The organism is Pseudomonas sp. Au-Pse12 (assembly GCF_021341665.1).
GTDB lineage: Bacteria > Pseudomonadota > Gammaproteobacteria > Pseudomonadales > Pseudomonadaceae > Aquipseudomonas.
Window position 1 is genome coordinate 327,154 of record NZ_JAJTTH010000002.1, and the last position, 18,503, is coordinate 345,656.

At 62.5% G+C, this 18,503-nt stretch carries 14 protein-coding genes and 2 tRNA genes; 13 read left to right on the forward strand and 3 right to left on the reverse strand.

Features of this window, described 5'->3' with window-relative positions; genetic code table 11:
* Positions 1-3 precede the first annotated feature (3 nt).
* From LXM55_RS06085 to LXM55_RS06095, 3 genes are all read left to right on the forward strand, one after another.
* Complete coding sequence (locus tag LXM55_RS06085; protein WP_233319578.1) at positions 4-1,569, forward strand: AmpG family muropeptide MFS transporter; 1,566 nt, start codon at positions 4-6, stop codon at positions 1,567-1,569.
* A 129-nt stretch (positions 1,570-1,698) separates the two neighbouring features.
* Positions 1,699-3,414 (forward strand): proline--tRNA ligase, encoded by a 1,716-nt coding sequence (locus LXM55_RS06090; RefSeq protein ID WP_233319579.1) that lies wholly within the window; start codon positions 1,699-1,701, stop codon positions 3,412-3,414.
* A 17-nt stretch (positions 3,415-3,431) separates the two neighbouring features.
* Positions 3,432-4,385: a hypothetical protein gene (locus LXM55_RS06095; RefSeq protein ID WP_233319580.1), complete on the forward strand. Its 954-nt coding sequence runs from the start codon at positions 3,432-3,434 to the stop codon at positions 4,383-4,385.
* Between the two features lie 65 nt (positions 4,386-4,450).
* On the opposite strand, the gene dinB is transcribed toward LXM55_RS06095, so the two are convergent.
* Positions 4,451-5,518, reverse strand: a complete 1,068-nt coding sequence (gene dinB / locus LXM55_RS06100) for a DNA polymerase IV (protein WP_233319581.1) — start codon at positions 5,516-5,518, stop codon at positions 4,451-4,453.
* Between the two features lie 296 nt (positions 5,519-5,814).
* Here dinB and LXM55_RS06105 point away from each other — a divergent pair.
* The 5 genes from LXM55_RS06105 to LXM55_RS06125 all read left to right on the forward strand — a co-directional run bounded on the left by LXM55_RS06105 (position 5,815) and on the right by LXM55_RS06125 (position 11,100).
* Positions 5,815-5,891 (forward strand) — tRNA-Met (locus LXM55_RS06105).
* Positions 5,892-6,084: 193 nt separating this feature from the next.
* Positions 6,085-6,161 (forward strand) — tRNA-Met (locus LXM55_RS06110).
* Positions 6,162-6,439: 278 nt separating this feature from the next.
* A complete protein-coding gene (mprF, locus tag LXM55_RS06115; protein ID WP_442799741.1) occupies positions 6,440-9,088 on the forward strand; it encodes a bifunctional lysylphosphatidylglycerol flippase/synthetase MprF in 2,649 nt (882 codons plus the stop codon).
* Positions 9,088-10,386: a virulence factor family protein gene (locus LXM55_RS06120; protein ID WP_233319583.1), complete on the forward strand. Its 1,299-nt coding sequence runs from the start codon at positions 9,088-9,090 to the stop codon at positions 10,384-10,386. Before mprF ends, LXM55_RS06120 begins: the two co-directional genes overlap by 1 nt.
* 438 nt (positions 10,387-10,824) lie before the next feature.
* On the forward strand, positions 10,825-11,100 hold the full coding sequence (locus tag LXM55_RS06125; protein ID WP_233319584.1) for a DUF3077 domain-containing protein: 276 nt from the start codon (positions 10,825-10,827) through the stop codon (positions 11,098-11,100).
* A 155-nt stretch (positions 11,101-11,255) separates the two neighbouring features.
* On the opposite strand, the gene LXM55_RS06130 is transcribed toward LXM55_RS06125, so the two are convergent.
* Positions 11,256-13,097, reverse strand: coding sequence for a potassium transporter Kup (locus LXM55_RS06130; RefSeq protein WP_442799745.1), 1,842 nt, complete (start codon positions 13,095-13,097; stop codon positions 11,256-11,258).
* Between the two features lie 380 nt (positions 13,098-13,477).
* On the opposite strand from LXM55_RS06130, the gene rimO reads away from it, so the two are divergent.
* The 5 genes from rimO to tsaA all read left to right on the forward strand — a co-directional run bounded on the left by rimO (position 13,478) and on the right by tsaA (position 17,500).
* The gene (gene rimO, locus LXM55_RS06135; protein WP_233319586.1) at positions 13,478-14,815 is read left to right on the forward strand and encodes a 30S ribosomal protein S12 methylthiotransferase RimO; all 1,338 of its coding nucleotides are present in this window, start codon (positions 13,478-13,480) and stop codon (positions 14,813-14,815) included.
* 117 nt (positions 14,816-14,932) lie between these two features.
* Complete coding sequence (locus tag LXM55_RS06140) at positions 14,933-15,406, forward strand: GNAT family N-acetyltransferase (protein WP_233319587.1); 474 nt, start codon at positions 14,933-14,935, stop codon at positions 15,404-15,406.
* Between the two features lie 82 nt (positions 15,407-15,488).
* Positions 15,489-16,199, forward strand: coding sequence for an rRNA pseudouridine synthase (locus LXM55_RS06145; RefSeq protein ID WP_233319588.1), 711 nt, complete (start codon positions 15,489-15,491; stop codon positions 16,197-16,199).
* A gap of 67 nt (positions 16,200-16,266) precedes the next feature.
* A complete protein-coding gene (locus LXM55_RS06150) occupies positions 16,267-16,728 on the forward strand; it encodes a DUF1456 family protein (RefSeq protein ID WP_233319589.1) in 462 nt (153 codons plus the stop codon).
* 76 nt (positions 16,729-16,804) lie between these two features.
* Positions 16,805-17,500, forward strand: coding sequence for a tRNA (N6-threonylcarbamoyladenosine(37)-N6)-methyltransferase TrmO (tsaA, locus tag LXM55_RS06155; RefSeq protein WP_108544532.1), 696 nt, complete (start codon positions 16,805-16,807; stop codon positions 17,498-17,500).
* A 116-nt stretch (positions 17,501-17,616) separates the two neighbouring features.
* On the opposite strand, the gene fpr is transcribed toward tsaA, so the two are convergent.
* Entirely contained in the window at positions 17,617-18,396 is a 780-nt protein-coding gene (gene fpr / locus LXM55_RS06160; protein WP_003198368.1) for a ferredoxin-NADP reductase, read from the reverse strand.
* Positions 18,397-18,503: the final 107 nt, after the last annotated feature.

Here is an 18,503-nt window from a genome sequence, read left to right on the forward strand (position 1 = left end):
CCCATGCCCCGTAAAACCTGGCGCGCCGCACTTGCCGCCTATGCCAGCCCCTCGACGCTCGTGCTGTTGCTGCTTGGTTTCGCTGCCGGCATGCCTTACATGCTGGTGTTCTCGACTCTTTCGGTGTGGTTGCGCGAGGCCGGTGTCGCCCGTGAAACCATTGGCTACGCCAGCCTGATCGGTTTGGCCTATGCCTTCAAATGGGTATGGTCGCCCCTGCTTGACCAATGGCGCCTGCCCCTTCTGGGCAAGCTCGGCCGACGCCGCTCCTGGCTGGTGCTGGCCCAGACCCTGGTGATTCTCGGCCTGATCGGCATGGGTTTCTGCGACCCGCAGAAACACCTTTCCTGGCTGATCGCCATCGCCGTGATCGTGGCCTTTGCCTCAGCCACCCAGGACATCGCCATCGATGCGTACCGCCTGGAAATCGCCGATGACAGCCGCCAGGCTGCCCTGGCCGCCAGCTACATGTCCGGTTATCGGGTCGCGGTACTGCTGGCCACTGCCGGCGCGCTGTTCTTCGCCGAGGGCTTCGGCTCCACCGGCTTCAGCTACAAACATTCAGCCTGGACCGGCACCTACGTGCTGTTCGGGGTGCTGATGATCCCTGCGCTGATCACCACCCTGCTGATGCGCGAACCGGCCGTGCCACTGCGCACCCAACTGTCCGCCGGGCGCTACAGCTTTGCTCATCAACTGATCTCGGTGTTCGTGCTGATCGTGCTACTGGTTTCGGTGCCTGCCACCTTTACCCAGCTGTACAACACCGACTTCGCCAGCGTGATCTTCAACGGCGTCAGCCTGCTGGACCTGCTGCTGGAAGACCGCGCCTTCCTGCGGGCGATCCTCTATATCACCCTCAGCGCCCTGTGCCTGTCGGCCATGGGCCGCCGTGGCCTGGCGCCGGTGCTGACGCCGGTCAACGACTTCATCCTGCGCTATCGCTGGCAAGCCTTCCTGCTATTGGGGCTGATCGCCACCTATCGCATGTCGGACACGGTCATGGGCGTCATGGCCAACGTGTTCTATATCGACCAGGGCTTCACCAAGGACCAGATCGCCGGAGTCAGCAAGATCTTCGGCCTGATCATGACCCTGCTCGGCGCCGGCATGGGCGGCCTGCTGATCGTGCGCTTCGGCATCCTGCCGATCCTGTTCATCGGTGGCGCCGCGTCCGCCGCGACCAACCTGCTGTTCCTCATGCTCGCCGACATGGGCCCGAACCTGGAAATGCTGGTTGTCACCATTTCCCTGGACAACTTCAGTTCAGGCATGGCCACTTCGGCCTTCGTCGCCTACCTGTCGAGCCTGACCAACCTGAAATTCTCCGCCACCCAGTACGCCCTGCTCAGCTCGATCATGCTGTTGCTGCCACGCCTGATCGGCGGCTATTCCGGGGTCATGGTGGAGAAGTTCGGCTATCACGACTTCTTCCTCATCACGGCGATACTCGGGGTGCCGACACTGATCCTGATCGCCCTGCACTGGTTCCAGGAGAGCCGCCGGGCCGGGCCGAAACCCGAGCAAGAAAGCCCCGCCAACAGCACCGCAGTCGGCGAAGAATCGTAGAAAATCCCGGGGGTTGCGCACTTTTCGCAGTAGCCCCCGGCCCCTCCGAGCGCAATCCTGTACGCCAGCGGAACTCGCCCGTACAATGCTCCGTCACTTCCAGTCTTCAGCAACCGACAACGGCCTACCATGCGTACCAGTCAATATTTGCTCGCCACACAGAAAGAAACGCCTTCCGACGCGGTCGTGATCAGCCATCAGCTGATGCTGCGCGCCGGCATGATCCGTAAACTGGCTTCCGGCCTGTACACCTGGCTGCCGATGGGCTTGCGGGTAATGCGCAAGGTTGAAGCCATCGTTCGCGAAGAAATGAACGCCGCGGGCGCGCTTGAAGTGTTGATGCCGAGCACTCAGCCGGCTGAGCTGTGGCAGGAATCCGGTCGCTGGGAAGAGTACGGCCCTGAGCTGCTGCGCTTCAAAGACCGTCACGGTCGCGATTTCTGCGCCGGCCCGACCCACGAAGAAGTGATCACCGATCTGGCGCGCAATGAGCTGAGCAGCTACAAGCAGCTGCCGCTGAACCTGTACCAGATCCAGACCAAATTCCGCGATGAAATCCGCCCACGCTTCGGTCTGATGCGCGGTCGCGAGTTCATCATGAAGGACGCCTACTCCTTCCACGCCGACCAGGCATCGCTGCAGGTCACCTACGACCGCATGCACCAGGCTTATTGCAACGTCTTCACCCGCCTGGGCCTGAAGTTCCGCCCGGTTGAAGCAGACAACGGCTCCATCGGCGGCGCTGGCTCCCACGAATTTCATGTACTGGCCGAGTCCGGCGAAGACGACATCGTCTTCAGCAACGGCTCCGACTACGCGGCGAACATCGAGAAAGCCGAAGCCGTGCCTCGCGAAACTGCACGCCCGGCGCCGACCGAAGCGATGCGCCTGGTCGATACCCCCGACGCGAAAACCATCGCCCAACTGGTCGAAGGCTACAACCTGCCGATCGAGAAGACCGTCAAGACCCTGGTGGTGCATGCCGAGGAAGCCGGCAAGCTGATCGCCCTGATCATTCGCGGCGACCACGAACTGAACGAAATCAAGGCCGCCAACCAGCCTGGCGTCGCCAGCCCGCTGGTCATGGCCTCCGAAGCCGAACTGCGTGATGCGATTGGCGCCGGTGCCGGCTCCCTGGGCCCGGTGAACCTGCCATTGCCGATCATCATCGACCGCTCGGTGGCGCTGATGAGCGACTTCGGTGTTGGCGCCAACATCGACGACAAGCACTACTTCGGCGTCAACTGGGAACGTGACCTGCCCGTTCCGACCGTGGCCGACCTGCGTAACGTGGTCGCCGGCGACCCGAGCCCGGACGGCAAGGGCACGCTGGAAATCAAGCGCGGCATCGAAGTCGGGCACATCTTCCAGCTGGGCAACAAGTACAGCAAGGCGATGAAGTGCGAAGTGCTGGGCGAGAACGGCAAGCCCGTGACCCTGGAAATGGGCTGCTACGGCATTGGCGTATCCCGCGTGGTGGCGGCCGCCATCGAACAGAACAACGACGACAACGGCATCATCTGGAGCGACACCCTGGCGCCCTTCCAGATCGCCCTGGTACCGCTGCGCTACGAAACCGAGCAGGTTCGCGAAGCCACCGACAAACTCTACGCAGAACTGACTGCCGCTGGTTTCGAAGTGCTGCTGGACGACCGCGACAAGAAAACCAGCCCGGGCATCAAGTTCGCGGACATGGAGCTGATCGGCATTCCTCACCGCATTGTGGTCAGCGACCGCGGCCTCGCCGAAGGCAACCTGGAATACAAGAGCCGCACCGAAGCCGAGGCGCAAGCGCTGCCAGTGGCCGACGTCCTGTCCTTCCTCCAAGCCCGTATCCGTCGCTGAAACCAGATAGAGAAGTCATGTTCAAGCGAAACACCTTAAGCCTCGGGGGCGCCGCTTTGTGCGGCGCCCTGCTGGTCAGCGGCTGCGCCAACCAGATGTCGCAACGCAGCGAACACGAGGAACGCGTCGAGCGCAAATTGCTCGATCACAGCCTGCAGATCGATGTCGGTGAGCCTAAGGTGCTTGAGCTGCCGCAACGCCGGGTACGCATCCACGAACAGAAGACCTTCGAGGTCACCGAGTTCGAGGTTACCCGCCGCTACGATCGCTATACGCCCTACCAACCCTGGCGCGAGATCTACGAGATCCCGCTGGGCGCGGTAGCACTGGTGGCCGGCGCCGGGGCCAACGTGATCAACGTGTTCGCCCTCGGCAACCTGCCGGACAGCGTGACCAAGGACTGGATCAGCTACGGTGTTTCCGGGCTCAACCCGTTCATGAACATGCCGTCCCACGGTCGAGCCCAGCAAAACCTGGCAGCCATCGATGAAGTTCAGCGCGACAAACGCCTGGAGTATTCGAGCCTGCCGTGGAGCGAGCGTCCGGTACAGGTCAAGGCTGGCAAGCAGACCTACGACATGACCACCGATCGCAATGGCGTGCTGCGCTTGAACCTGCTGGACGCCCCGTTCTCCGAACAGGACCTGAACCACATCGGCAAGTTGCAGATCAGCGTCGAAGACGCCCAGGACGAAGTGCATTCCGACTCGTCCCTGAGCCTGAGCAGCAGCCTGCGCGGCAAGCTGGTGGAAGCCCACGCACTGATCTACGACGACCTGGAAGATGACGAAGTGAGCCAATGGGTGCACCGAGTCAAACGCCTGTCGGAACTGGGCCTGGAAGAAGAAGCCAGCGAACTGGAGCAGAGCCTGATCGAGCTGACCCGCAACGATCCGGAGCTGCAGAACGAGTTCCTCAAGTCCCTGACCAAGAACGCCGGCCGACTGGTGGCTGACCCGGGCAATAACTGACACCCCCTGTAGGAGCCGGCTTGCCGGCGAAAGCGATGCAGCCATGGATCGCAACCGGCCGGCCCCTACAACACTCCTCGGAACAGCTCCAGCTGCTCATGAGCGCCGCGCATGTCCTGCAAGCGCACGCCGATCCCCAGCAAACGCACCGGCTTGCCGCCACGCTTGAACGCCTGGGTCAGCAACTGTCGATAACTCTCCAGGTCCCGCCCCGCCCCCGCCTGCTCCAGGGTGGTCTGGGTAAAATCATGAAACTTCACTTTGACAAAGGGCTTGCCCGGTCGATAGCTGCTGTCGATGCGCGCCATGCGCCCTGCCAGCGTTTCCATCAGCTCCGGTAACCTTTGTAGGCAACTGTCCAGGTCCGGCAAATCCACGTCGTAGGTGTTTTCCACGCTGATGGACTGGCGTCGGCTGTCATTCTGCACCGGTCGCTCGTCGATGCCCCGGGCCAGGCTCCACAGGCGCTCGCCGAAACTGCCGAACTCGCGCACCAGCGCCAGCTTGCCCCAGTCCCGCAGTTGCAGGCAGTCGACAATCCCCAGGCGCCCCAGCTTGTCCGCAGTCACCTTGCCCACGCCGTGCAGCTTGCTTACCGGCAGCTCGGAGACAAAGTCCTCCACCTGGTCCGGGGTGATCACAAACAGACCATTGGGCTTTTTCCAGTCACTGGCGATCTTCGCCAGGAACTTGTTCGGCGCCACGCCAGCCGACACGGTGATGTGCAACTGATTGGAAACCCGGCGACGAATGTCCTGGGCAATACGCGTGGCACTGCCGGCGAAGCTTGGGCTATCGGAAACATCCAGATAGGCCTCATCCAGCGACAGCGGCTCGATCAGGTCGGTGTAGTCGCGAAAGATCGTATGGATCTCTTTCGACGCCTCGCGATAGGCATCCATGCGCGGCTTGACGATCACCAGGTCCGGGCACAGCGTCAATGCATGCCGGGACGACATGGCCGAGCGCACACCATAGGCCCGCGCTTCGTAATTGCAGGTAGCAATCACCCCTCGCCGATCCGCGGAGCCGCCCACCGCCAGCGGCTTGCTGGCCAACTGCGGAGCATCGCGCATTTCGATGGCGGCGTAGAAGCAATCACAATCAATGTGGATGATTTTGCGCTGCATCATATAAAGGCAGAGATCATGGAAGGCGGACATCGCAATGAAAGCAGAACGCAAGTATCTACCGACACCTGTATATAGCACCAGTACCTTGCATCTTCACAGTCCCCCTCAACGCACCCGGCTGAATTTATTTGCTCAATGGCAGCCCAACCGCCAATAGAGCTGCAAGCCCCGTTTTACCTAGGCCCAGGCCTTCTTCAAAGCCCGCCTCAGGACGCTAAGCGATTGAACCGGAAGCAATTTTCAAAATTTAATGATTGACAGAATCTGACCACCCTGTAGAATTCGGCCCTATCAGACGCGGGATGGAGCAGCCTGGTAGCTCGTCGGGCTCATAACCCGAAGGTCGTCGGTTCAAATCCGGCTCCCGCAACCAAACATCGAAGAAGGCCACTTGAGAAAGTGGCCTTTTTTGTGCGCGTGTGTTTTTTACCTTACCCGCGCCCTTGCAAAACTCCTTGCATGTCCATGACTTAAGCTGACCAGCTGGCATTTCGACGTTAATTTGACCAATTGGACCATTAACGGTTGACACTCAGTCGTTCGCCTGTAGAATGCCGCCACACAGACGCGGGATGGAGCAGTCTGGTAGCTCGTCGGGCTCATAACCCGAAGGTCGTCGGTTCAAATCCGGCTCCCGCAACCAAACATCAAAAAAGGCTACTCGAAAGAGTGGCCTTTTTTGTATCCGTTGAAAAAGTTCTTTCGCAACAATGACCTGGCAATGTGTTGCGAACCATTAGCAGCGCTTCGACCCTTCACTATGCAAGCTATGCTCTGTTTCGGAGCAACCACCTTGCGTTGATCGCGCAGGCTCGCCGGGCCACGGTGAGACGCGTTAATATTTGAAATTATTTTTTCTACAGGGATTGGTAACTTGGCTGGATACCCCCATCCTGTCGCGCACAATCCACGAGGTGATTGATGCGCGCCAATATGTCTGACTCACAAGACGCCGATACCGCTACCGTCACTCAACCGATAACAGTCACTCGCTTGCGCTGGCTGGACCTGTTGAGTAAATACCGCCAGCCACTGGGCCTGGCCGTGACCCTGTTGCTGTTCGCCATTGCCCTGATCGCCTGCCGTCACCTGCTCAGCGAACTGGACTTCTACGCGCTGCACGACTCGATCCTCGAAGTGCCCAAGCCGGCCCTGCTCGGCGCCCTGGGCGCAACCATCGTCGGCTTCATCATCCTGCTGGGTTACGAGTGGTCCGCCAGCCGCTACGCCGGGGTCAACCTGCCTGGCCGCGCCCTGGCCCTGGGTGGCTTCACGGCCTTCGCCATTGGCAACGCCATCGGCCTATCGCTGCTGTCCGGTGGCTCGGTGCGCTACCGGCTCTATGCACGCCACGGGTTGGGGGCCGCCGATGTTGCCCACATGACCCTGTTTGCCAGCCTGTCCCTGGGCTGCGCCCTGCCACCGCTGGCGGCACTGGCGACCCTGAGCAACCTGCCCGCTGCGTCGGTGGCCCTGCGCCTGCCTGAAAGCCTGCTGGCGGGCATTGCCCTGGCCGTCTTGCTGCTCGGAGCGGTACTGGCCATTGGCATCTATCGTCGGCGCCTGCCGGAACAGCCCCTGCGCGACAACCTGCTGGTGCGCGTCGGCCGCCGCACCCTGCGCCTGCCCGGGCGCCGCCTGACCTTCCTGCAACTGATCATCACCGCCCTGGACGTCGCCGCAGCGGCCACCGTGCTTTACCTGCTGCTGCCCGAGGCACCACCATTCGGCGCCTTCCTGCTGGTGTACCTGCTGGCCCTGGCGGCCGGGGTGCTCAGCCATGTGCCGGGCGGTGTCGGGGTGTTCGAAGCGATCCTGCTGGCGGCCTTCGCCGACAAACTCGGTGCCGCGCCCCTGGCGGCCGCGCTGCTGCTGTATCGCTTGATCTACGTGGTGCTGCCGATGCTGGCGGCCTGCGTCCTGTTGCTGATCAACGAAGCCCAGCGCCTGTTCCAGACCCGGCAATCGCTGCGGGTGGCTTCCGGCCTGGCGGCGCCAATTCTGGCGGTGCTGGTGTTCCTTTCGGGTGTGGTACTGCTGTTTTCCGGCGCCACTCCGGAAATCGATACCCGCCTGCAACACATCGGCTTCTTGATTCCCCATCGCCTGGTGGACGCCTCGCACTTCGGCGCCAGCCTGATCGGCGTGCTCTGCCTGCTGCTGGCCCAGGGCCTGCGTCGGCGCCTGTCCGCGGCCTGGATGCTCACCACCATCCTCTTGCTGGTGGGCGCCGTGCTTTCGCTGCTCAAGGGTTTCGACTGGGAAGAAGCCTGCCTGATGACCCTCACCGCCAGCCTGCTGGCCGTGTTCCGGCGCTCGTTCTATCGCCCCAGCCGCCTGACCGAATTGCCATTCTCGCCGCTGTATCTGGTGGCCAGTGTCTGCGTGCTCGGTGCTTCCATCTGGCTGCTGCTGTTCGCCTATCAGGACGTTCCCTACAGCCATCAGCTGTGGTGGCAGTTTACCCTCGACGCCGATGCACCCCGTGGCCTGCGCTCGCTGCTGGGCGCCGCGGTGCTGCTGCTGGTGGTGTCCCTGACCTGGCTGCTGCGCACCGCGCGCCCGGTGATCCACCTGCCCACCCGCGACGAGCTGGACAAGGCGGCGAAGATCCTCATGGCCTCGTCCCAGCCCGATGGCGGCCTGGCCCTGACCGGCGACAAGGCGCTGCTGTTCCACCCCAACGACGACGCCTTCCTCATGTACGCCCGCCGCGGCCGCAGCCTGGTGGCGTTGTACGACCCCATCGGCCCGACCCAGCAACGCGCGGAAATGATCTGGCAGTTCCGCGACCTGTGCGACGTGCACCACGCGCGCCCCGTGTTCTACCAGGTACGGGCGGAGAACCTGCCCTACTACATGGATATCGGCCTGACCGCGATCAAGCTCGGCGAAGAGGCCCGGGTCGACTTGCAGCGCTTTGACCTCGAAGCCAAGGGCAAGGAGATGAAGGACCTGCGCTACACCTGGAACCGCGGCACCCGCGACGGCCTGTCGCTGGAGATCCACGAGCCCGGGCAAGCGCCGATGGATGAGTTGCGGGTGATTTCCGACGCCTGGCTGACCGGCAAGAATGTCCGCGAGAAAGGCTTCTCCCTGGGCCGCTTCAGCGACGACTACCTCAAGCACTTCCGTATCGCGATCATCCGTTTTGAAGGGCGCCCGGTCGCCTTCGCCAACCTGCTCGAGACCTACAGCCACGACCTGGCCAGCCTCGACCTGATGCGCGCGCACCCGGACGCCCCGAAGCTGACCATGGAATTCATGATGGTTGGCCTGATCCAGCACTATAAGAGCCACGGATACGCCCGCTTCAGCCTGGGGATGGTGCCGCTGTCCGGCCTGCAACCACGGCGTGGCGCGCCGCTGACCCAACGCCTGGGCTCGATGGTGTTCCGCCGTGGCGAGCAGCTGTACAACTTCCAGGGCCTGCGCCGCTTCAAAGACAAATTCCAGCCTGACTGGGAACCTCGTTACATGGCCGTGCCGGCAGGTCTGGACCCGCTGGTCGCATTGGCCGACACTGCCGCCCTGATTGCAGGCGGCTTGACTGGATTGGTGAAACGCTAATGATTCGACGCTCTTGGCGGTACCTGCTGGCAACCCTGGTGGTGCTGGCTCTGATTGCAGGTGGCGGCTACTGGTGGTGGAACCGCCCAGCTCCCGAACCCACCCTGGAACAACTGACCCAGGCCGACGGTTCGACCCTGACGCGCGTGACCCCGGGCACTAAGACCAAGGCCCGGGTGGTGGTGGCAGTGCTGCCTGACGCGACCCTGACCGACAAGCAGCTGCTGGCCCTGAGCCGCAGCGGCGCGGCGCAGATCGTCCAGGTGGTCCTGCCCAAGGACGACTGCAAGCTGCAGGAACAAGCCCTGCAAGACGCCCTGCCCCAGCTCGCCGGCCCGGCGACCCTGGTCAGCGGCATCGGCCCGGGTGCGGCCCTGGCCTGGCGCTGGATCGCGACCCAGAACGACGACAAGGCCCAGGCCGTATCGGTAGGCTTCACCATCAACCCAGCGCCCGGCTGCACCGACCCATTGCCCAAGACCCTGGCCCACGGCCACTGGCTGGTGGCCTGGAACGACAACCCGGACGACGAAAGTGCCGGTTTCGTGCGTGACACCCCCAACGCCACCACCAGCATCAGCGACTACGACATCCACCTGCCCCAGGTGCTGAACAACGAGCTGCGCAAGTTGCTGGTGGGTTCGGAGAACGGCGGCCTGAGCATCCCCGTGGTGGAAGTCCCGGCTGGCCAGGCCAAGGACACCGTGACCCTGTTTCTTTCCGGTGACGGCGGCTGGCGCGACCTGGACCGCGACGTGGCCGGCGAGATGGCCAAGATCGGCTACCCAGTGGTGGGCATCGACACCCTGCGCTACTACTGGCAGCACAAGACCCCGGAACAGAGCGCCATCGACCTCACCGAGCTGATGCAGCACTACCGGCAGAAGTGGGGCACCAAGCGCTTCGTGCTGACCGGCTATTCCTTCGGCGCCGACGTGCTGCCGGCGATCTACAACCGCCTGCCGGAAGCCGAGCAGCAGCGCATCGACGCCATTATCCTGCTGGCCTTCGCCCGCACCGGCAGCTTCGAGATCGAAGTCGAAGGCTGGCTGGGCAACGCCGGCAAGGAAGCCGCCACCGGCCCGGAAATGGCCAAGCTGCCAGCCGCCAAGGTGGTGTGCATCTACGGCGTGGAAGAGGTCGATGAAAGCGGTTGCACCGACAAGACCGCGGTCGGTGAAGCCATGAAGCTGCCAGGGGGCCATCACTTCGATGAGAACTACCCGGCACTGGCCAAGCGCCTGGTGGATGCCATCGAGAAGCGCCAGGTCAAGGATCAGGCCACCGCTCAAGAGTGAGCTGAGCCTCGCCCCATCAAAGCCCCCGCAGCTTCTGGTTGCGGGGGCTTTTTTACATCAGCTGCCTCAGCTACCCCGCTGAAGACTGCTTAATTGCGGATGACTCCCGCGCAGGTTGTAGGCAAACTCCGAGAGTTGCGTAAGGGGTGCATTTTGGGCACTTTGCTGCCTTGTTGGCCTGCGCTTCGACGGGCTAGGCTCCGGGTGTCGCTGATCCTTCAGCGGCCGGGCTTGGAAACCCGAAGAGTCTGTGCAACTAGCACCCCATAGTGATTGCGGGCGAATTTAGCACCTGCAATTCATCAGTTATGGCGGCTGTGCGTGGGAGACCTTCGGGTCTGCCGGTTTCCTGAACTCCCGGTTTTCCAACCTGCGCACAGCTGCCACCCATTCGCTTGGAAACGAACGTGGTAGCTCCTCGAATTCAGGAGTTGGACCATGAACAATGCGAACCCGCCTCAACTGTCAGATCTGAAAACTGTCGGCTTAACCACTTTCCTCTACTGCTCAGAACGCCCGCTGTTCCAGGTCAGCCCCGGCCTGCCCATCGGCGATGCCCTGGCCCAAGCCTCCGACCTGCTGTCCCTGGCCAAGGCCTTTGCCGAGGACGCCGCCTACAGCAAGGACTGCGACCGTCACGCCTGGGCGGCGCACTACCTGACCGCCATGGGCAAGGCGGTGGTAGACGATGTGGTGCTGGCGCTGGCCGCGTAAATCTTGCGGCCAGCGGGCTCCGGGAGAAACCGTCCTGTCATCAGCATCGATGTTGATGGCCAGTCCGTCATCGCGAGCAAGCTCGCTCCTACAGGGCCGTGAAACGAAAAAGCCCCCGCTGCCGCAAGGCAACGGGGGCTTTTGTTGGCGCAGCTTTACATCTCGACCTGGGTGCCCAGTTCGATCACTCGGTTCACCGGCAGCTTGAAGAAGCGCAGGTTGCCGTTGGCGTTCTTCAACATGAAGGCGAACAGCGCTTCGCGCCAGCGTGCCATGCCTTCGAGCTTGGAGGCGATCACCGTCTCGCGGCTGAGGAAGTAGGTGGTGCGCATCGGGCTGAAGTCCAGTTCATCCAGGTGGCACAGCTTCAGGGCTTCCGGCACGTCCGGCTCGTCGGTGAAGCCGAAGTGCAGGATCACCCGGAAGAAACCTTCGCCGTAGGCATCCACCTCGAAGCGCCGCTGGGCGGGCACCCGGGGAATGTCTTCGTAGACCACGGTCAACAGCACCACTTGCTCATGCAGCACCTGGTTGTGCAGCAGGTTGTGCAACAGCGCGTGGGGCACGGCGTCCGGGCGGGCGGTGAGGAACACCGCGGTGCCCTGGACCCGATGCGGCGGCTGCACGCGGATGCTGCCGATGAAGATCGGCAGTGGCAGGCCGCCTTCGTCCAGGCGATCCACCAGCAGCTCCTTGCCGCGTTTCCAGGTGGTCATGAGGATGAACAGCACGATCCCCGCAAGAACCGGGAAAGCACCGCCCTGGACGATCTTCGGCACGTTGGCGGCGAAGAACAGCCCATCCACCAGCAGGAAGCCCACCAGCACTGGCACCGCCAGCACGGGCGGCCACTTCCACAGCAGCAGCATCACCGCGGCCACCAGGATGCTGGTGATCAGCATGGTGCCGGTCACCGCCACGCCGTAGGCCGAGGCCAGGGCGCCGGAGGACTCGAAGCCCAGCACCAGCAGGATCACGCCCACCATCAGCGACCAGTTCACCGCGCCAATGTAGATCTGCCCTTGCTCGGCACTGGAAGTGTGCTGAATGTGCATGCGCGGGATGTAACCCAGCTGGATCGCCTGGCGGGTCAGGGAGAAGGCCCCGGAAATCACCGCCTGGGAGGCAATCACCGTGGCCAGGGTCGCCAGGACCACCAGCGGGATCAGGGCCCAGCCCGGCGCCAGCAGGTAGAACGGGTTGCGCGCCGCCTCCGGGTTTTCCAGCAGTAACGCGCCCTGGCCGAAGTAGTTCAGCACCAGGGCCGGCAGTACCAGGGCAAACCAGGCTCGGGCAATGGGCTTGCGGCCGAAGTGTCCCATGTCGGCATACAACGCTTCAGCGCCGGTCAAGGCCAGCACCACGGCACCGAGAATCGCCACGCCCATGCCCGGATGGACAATGAAGAAGCGCACGCCCCACACCGGATTCAGTGCTTGCAGCACTTCCGGGTGCTGGAGAATGCCGTTGATCCCCAAGCCTCCCAGCACCAGGAACCAGGCCACCATCACCGGACCGAACAGCTTGCCGATACGGTCGGTGCCGTGCTTTTGGATCAGGAACAGCGCCACCAGCACCACCAGTGCCAGGGGCACCACCCAGTGCTCCAGGCCGCTGAACGCCAGCTCCAGCCCTTCCACCGCCGACAATACCGAGATCGCCGGGGTGATCATGCTGTCGCCATAGAACAACGCGGCGCCGATCAAGCCGAGAATCACCAGCACCGAACGCAAACGCGGATAGGAGCCGGACGCCCGTCGAGCCAAAGCGGTCAGGGCCATGATGCCGCCCTCGCCCTGGTTGTCGGCCCGCAGAATGAACAGCACGTACTTGATCGAAACGACCCAGACCAGCGACCAGAAAATCAGCGCCAGGATGCCAAACACCCCATCGTGATTGACCTGCACGCCATAACTGCCGGAAAACACCTCTTTAAGGGTATAGAGCGGGCTGGTGCCGATGTCGCCGTACACCACCCCGACCGCTGCCACCAGCATCCCCAGAGGCTTGACCCCGGAGTGCTCGCCACTCGCCGCCTGACTACTTGCCTGACCCATCAATGACTCCTACTACCAAGACCGGGGCTTCTTATATAGAAAGCGCAAGGTTATACAAGGGCTATTCTCTAAACTTGTGCAGTTTCCCATGTAACTTGCAGGTTTTTATTACCACTGGGTGCTTAACTAAAGCCGCATGAAAACCACCGGGCATAACGCGAAGTAGCATAGTCCAGCGCTCGTCGTATTTCCCCTGCATAAAGCTGGTCAAGCGCCTCGACCATCGCTAGAATTGCGCACTTTTTGATCAGAGGCGCAGCCAGCGCCCAAGCGTCGCACTTGCCCCCCAAGTGATTCGACACCCAATACCGAGGTTAGACATGTCCACCCCCTCCGCGCCGGCCAACCCGAAAGTCGGCTTCGTATCCCTGGGTTGCCCAAAAGCTCTGGTCGACTCCGAGCGCATCCTCACTCAACTGCGCATGGAAGGCTATGACGTGGTGTCCACCTACCAGGACGCCGATGTCGTGGTGGTCAACACCTGCGGTTTCATCGACTCGGCCAAGGCCGAATCCCTGGAAGTGATCGGCGAAGCCATCAAGGAAAACGGCAAGGTCATCGTCACCGGCTGCATGGGCGTGGAAGAAGGCAATATCCGTGACGTGCACCCTAGTGTGCTGGCGGTGACCGGCCCGCAGCAGTACGAGCAGGTGGTCAACGCCGTGCACGAAGTAGTGCCGCCGAAACAGGACCACAACCCGCTGATCGACTTGGTGCCGCCACAAGGCATCAAGCTGACCCCGCGGCACTACGCCTACCTGAAGATTTCCGAAGGCTGCAACCACAGCTGCAGCTTCTGCATCATCCCCTCGATGCGCGGCAAGCTGGTCAGCCGCCCGGTGGGCGATGTGCTCGACGAGGCCCAGCGCCTGGTCAAGTCCGGGGTGAAGGAGCTGCTGGTGATCTCCCAGGACACCAGCGCCTATGGCGTGGACGTCAAGTACCGCACCGGCTTCTGGAACGGCGCGCCGGTGAAAACCCGCATGACCGAACTCTGCGAAGCCCTGAGCACCCTGGGCGTATGGGTCCGTCTGCACTACGTGTACCCGTACCCGCACGTGGACGAGTTGATCCCGCTCATGGCCGCCGGCAAGATCCTGCCGTACCTGGACATCCCGTTCCAGCACGCCAGCCCGAAAGTGCTCAAGGCCATGAAACGCCCAGCTTTCGAAGACAAGACCCTGGCGCGGATCAAGGCCTGGCGCGAAATCTGCCCCGAGCTGATCATCCGCTCGACCTTCATCGTCGGCTTCCCCGGCGAAACCGAAGAAGACTTCCAGTACCTGCTGAACTGGCTGACCGAAGCCCAGCTGGACCGCGTCGGCTGCTTCCAGTACTCGCCGGTGGAAGGCGCTCCGGCCAACGACCTGGACCTGGAAGTGGTTCCGGACGAGGTCAAGCAGGACCGTTGGGAGCGCTTCATGGCGCACCAGCAGGCCATCAGCTCGGCGCGCCTGCAACAGCGCATCGGCAAGGAAATCGAAGTGCTGATCGACGAAGTCGACGAGCAAGGCGCGGTGGGCCGCTGCTTCTTCGATGCCCCGGAAATCGACGGTAATGTGTTCATCGATGGCGCCGGCGACCTGAAGCCGGGCGACAAGGTCTGGTGCCGGGTGACCGACGCCGACGAATACGACCTCTGGGCCGAAACCCTGTAAGGCGTAAAAAAACTGCCAAGCCCCGCTCTCGCCACGAGATGCGGGGCTTTTTTCGGTCTATCGTTGGCTCTGCCAGGCCAGCAATCACTGCGGCCGATCACCTCAGGGGCAGGCGGCATGCGCCACCACTCGGTCATCCATACACCCAAACTCAGCGACTACCCGGAACTGGCTCAGGTCTGGGAAGCCTCGGTGCGTGCCACCCACGACTTTCTCCCGGACAGCTATATAGAGCAGCTGCGCAACCTGGTGCTGACCCGCTACCTGGACGCGGTGATGCTGATCTGCACCCGCGACCCGCGCCAGCGCATCACCGGGTTTGCCGGGGTCGCGGCGGGCAAGATCGAGATGCTGTTCATCGACCCGGCCCATCGCGGCATGGGCCTGGGCCGGCAATTGCTGCACTACGCGGTGGAGCACTTGAACGCCTATCAGCTGGACGTCAATGAACAGAACCCCCAGGCCCTGGGGTTCTACTTCAAGCAAGGCTTCGAGGTGGTCGGCCGCTCGGAGCAGGACGGCCTGGGCCAGCCCTACCCACTGCTGCACATGCGCCTGAAACAGCTACAGCGGCAGGCCCTGCGCGGCTAAAAGCCACAGCCGGCAAATGGACCCGCGATTAACCGGCGCCAGGCAGGTACAATGGCTGCCCTCTTTTGTTACGGCCCCTGTCATGACTGACCCGATTCGTCTCTCCAAACGCCTCATCGAACTGGTCGGCTGCTCCCGCCGGGAGGCTGAGCTGTTCATCGAGGGCGGCTGGGTCACCGTAGACGGCGAAGTCATCGACGAACCGCAGTTCAAGGTGGGCGCGCAAACCGTCGTGCTCGACCCCGAAGCCAAGGCCACCGCGCCCGAGCCGGTGACCCTCCTGCTCAACGTGCCCGCCGGCCAGGACCTGGACAGCGCCCTGCAGTCCATCAGCGCCGACAGCCTGTCCGAGGAGCACCGCTACGGCAAACGTCCGCTGCGTGGGCATTTCCTGCGCCTGACCGCCAGTGAAGACCTGCAACCCAATGCCAGCGGCCTGCTGGTGTTTACCCAGGACTGGAAGGTGCTGCGCAAGCTCACGGCGGACGCGGCCAAGATTGAGCAGGAATACGTGGTCGAGGTCGAAGGCGAGATGATCGACCACGGCCTCAACCGCCTGAACCACGGCCTGACCTACAAGGGCCGCGAGCTGCCGCCGGTCAAGGCCAGTTGGCAGAACGAGAACCGCCTGCGCTTCGCCATGAAGAATCCGCAGCCGGGCGTGATTGCGCTGTTTTGCCAAGCCGTCGGCCTCAAGGTCGTCGCCATCCGCCGCATCCGTGTCGGCGGCGTGTCCATCGGCAAGGTGCCGCTGGGCCAGTGGCGCTACCTGTCGACCAAAGAGAAGTTCTAAAGCCGCCCCCCCTTCAGACGCCGTGCCCTGGCGCGGCGCTCCACGCGCATTGATCAGGACTGTAACCATGATTCATAACGATGTACTGCGCAGCGTGCGCTACATGCTCGACATCAGCGACAAGAAGGTCGTCGAGATCATCAAACTCACCGGCTTCAAGGTCAGCCTGGACGACATCGTCAGCTACCTGAAAAAAGATGAGGAAGAAGGCTTCGTGCACTGCCCGGACGACGTCATGGCGCACTTCCTCGACGGCCTGGTGATCTTCAAGCGCGGCAAGGATGAAAGCCGTCCGCCGCTGCCGATCGAGCTGCCGGTGACCAACAACATCATCCTGAAGAAACTGCGGGTGGCCTTCGAGCTCAAGGAAGACGACATGCACGCCGTGCTCAAGGCAGCCGATTTCCCGGTGTCCAAGCCTGAGCTGAGCGCGCTGTTCCGCAAGTTCGGCCACACCAACTACCGCCCGTGCGGCGACCAGTTGCTGCGCAACTTCCTCAAGGGCCTGACCCTGCGGGTTAGAGCTTAAGACAGCTGCAAGCTTCAAGCTGCAAGTTCAAAGCTTGTAGCTTGCGGCTTCTAGCTCAAAGCTTGAGGCTTGCCAAATGACCTACAGCGTTTCCCCCATCGGCTTCGTGCGCTCCTGTTTCAAGGAGAAGTTCGCCATACCGCGCCAGCCGCAACTGGCGCCGGCCGCTCGTGGCGTACTGGAACTGGTGGCGCCCTTCGATCAGGGCGACGCGGTGCAAGGGCTGGAGCAGGTCAGCCACGTCTGGCTGCTGTTCCTGTTTCACCAGGCCCTGGAGGACAAGCCACGGCTCAAGGTGCGCCCGCCGCGCCTGGGGGGCAACAAGTCCATGGGGGTCTTCGCCACCCGCGCGACCCACCGCCCCAACGGCATCGGCCAATCGGTGGTCAAGCTGGACAAGGTCGAGGCCAATCGCCTGTGGATCTCCGGCATCGACCTGCTGGATGGCACGCCGATCCTCGATATCAAGCCCTACGTGCCCTACGCCGACATCATTGCCACGGCGAGCAATGACATCGCCAGCGCCGCGCCACAGATTATTCCGGTGCAATGGCAGGACAATGCCCTGCAACAGGCTCAGATCCACGCTCAGCGGCTCCAGGAGCCTCTGGTGGAGCTGATCGAGCAATGCCTGGCCCAGGACCCGCGCCCGGCCTATCAGGTGCCCACCGCCGAGCGGGAATACGGTGCGCAGTTCTGGGACCTGGACGTGCGCTGGCATTACCCCGAGCCGGGGCTGATCCGAGTGCTGGAAGTGGTCCCGGCGGGCTGACCCCCGGAAACGAAAAAGCCCGCGTTGCCTTTCCAGGCAACGCGGGCTTTTCTGTGTCTGCTAGCCACCCGGTCAGCACCACTGCGGCGCCTGGGGATGGGCGAGCAAGCTCGTTTCTACTTTTCGACGAAGGCGCGTTCGATCAGGTAGTCGCCCGGTTCGCGCATGCGCGGCGAAACGGTCAGGCCGAAGCTGTTGAGCACTTCGCTGGTTTCGTCCAGCATGCTCGGGCTGCCGCACAGCATGGCGCGGTCGTCCTGCGGGTTGATCGGCGGCAGGCCGATGTCGCGGAACAGCTTGCCGCTGCGCATCAGGTCGGTCAGGCGGCCTTCGTTCTCGAACGGCTCACGGGTCACGGTGGGGTAGTAGATCAACTTCTCACGCAGCGCTTCGCCGAAGAATTCGTTCTGCGGCAGGTGCTCGGTGATGAACTCGCGGTAGGCGACTTCGTTGACGTAGCGTACGCCGTGGCACAGGATCACTTTTTCGAAACGCTCGTAGGTTTCCGGATCCTGGATCACGCTCATGAACGGCGCCAGGCCGGTGCCGGTGCTGAGCAGGTACAGGTGTTTGCCGGGCTTCAAGTCATCCAGTACCAGGGTGCCGGTTGGCTTCTTGCTGATGATGATCTCGTCGCCTTCCTTCAAATGCTGCAGCTGGGAAGTCAACGGACCGTCTGGAACCTTGATGCTGAAGAATTCGAGATGCTCTTCCCAGTTCGGGCTGGCAATGGAGTAGGCACGCATAAGCGGACGGCCATTGGGCTGTTGCAGGCCGATCATCACGAACTGACCGTTCTCGAAGCGCAGACCCGGGTCGCGGGTGCACTTGAAGCTGAACAGAGTGTCATTCCAGTGATGAACACTGAGGACACGCTCGTGGTTCATGTTGCTCATGTACGGGGGCTCCTAGAAATTGCCTGCGCTGACCATGAGCGCAATTGCACAGCATTCTAATGGCGGCGACAATATCTGTTAACTGGATTATTAAGATAAGGGTTATC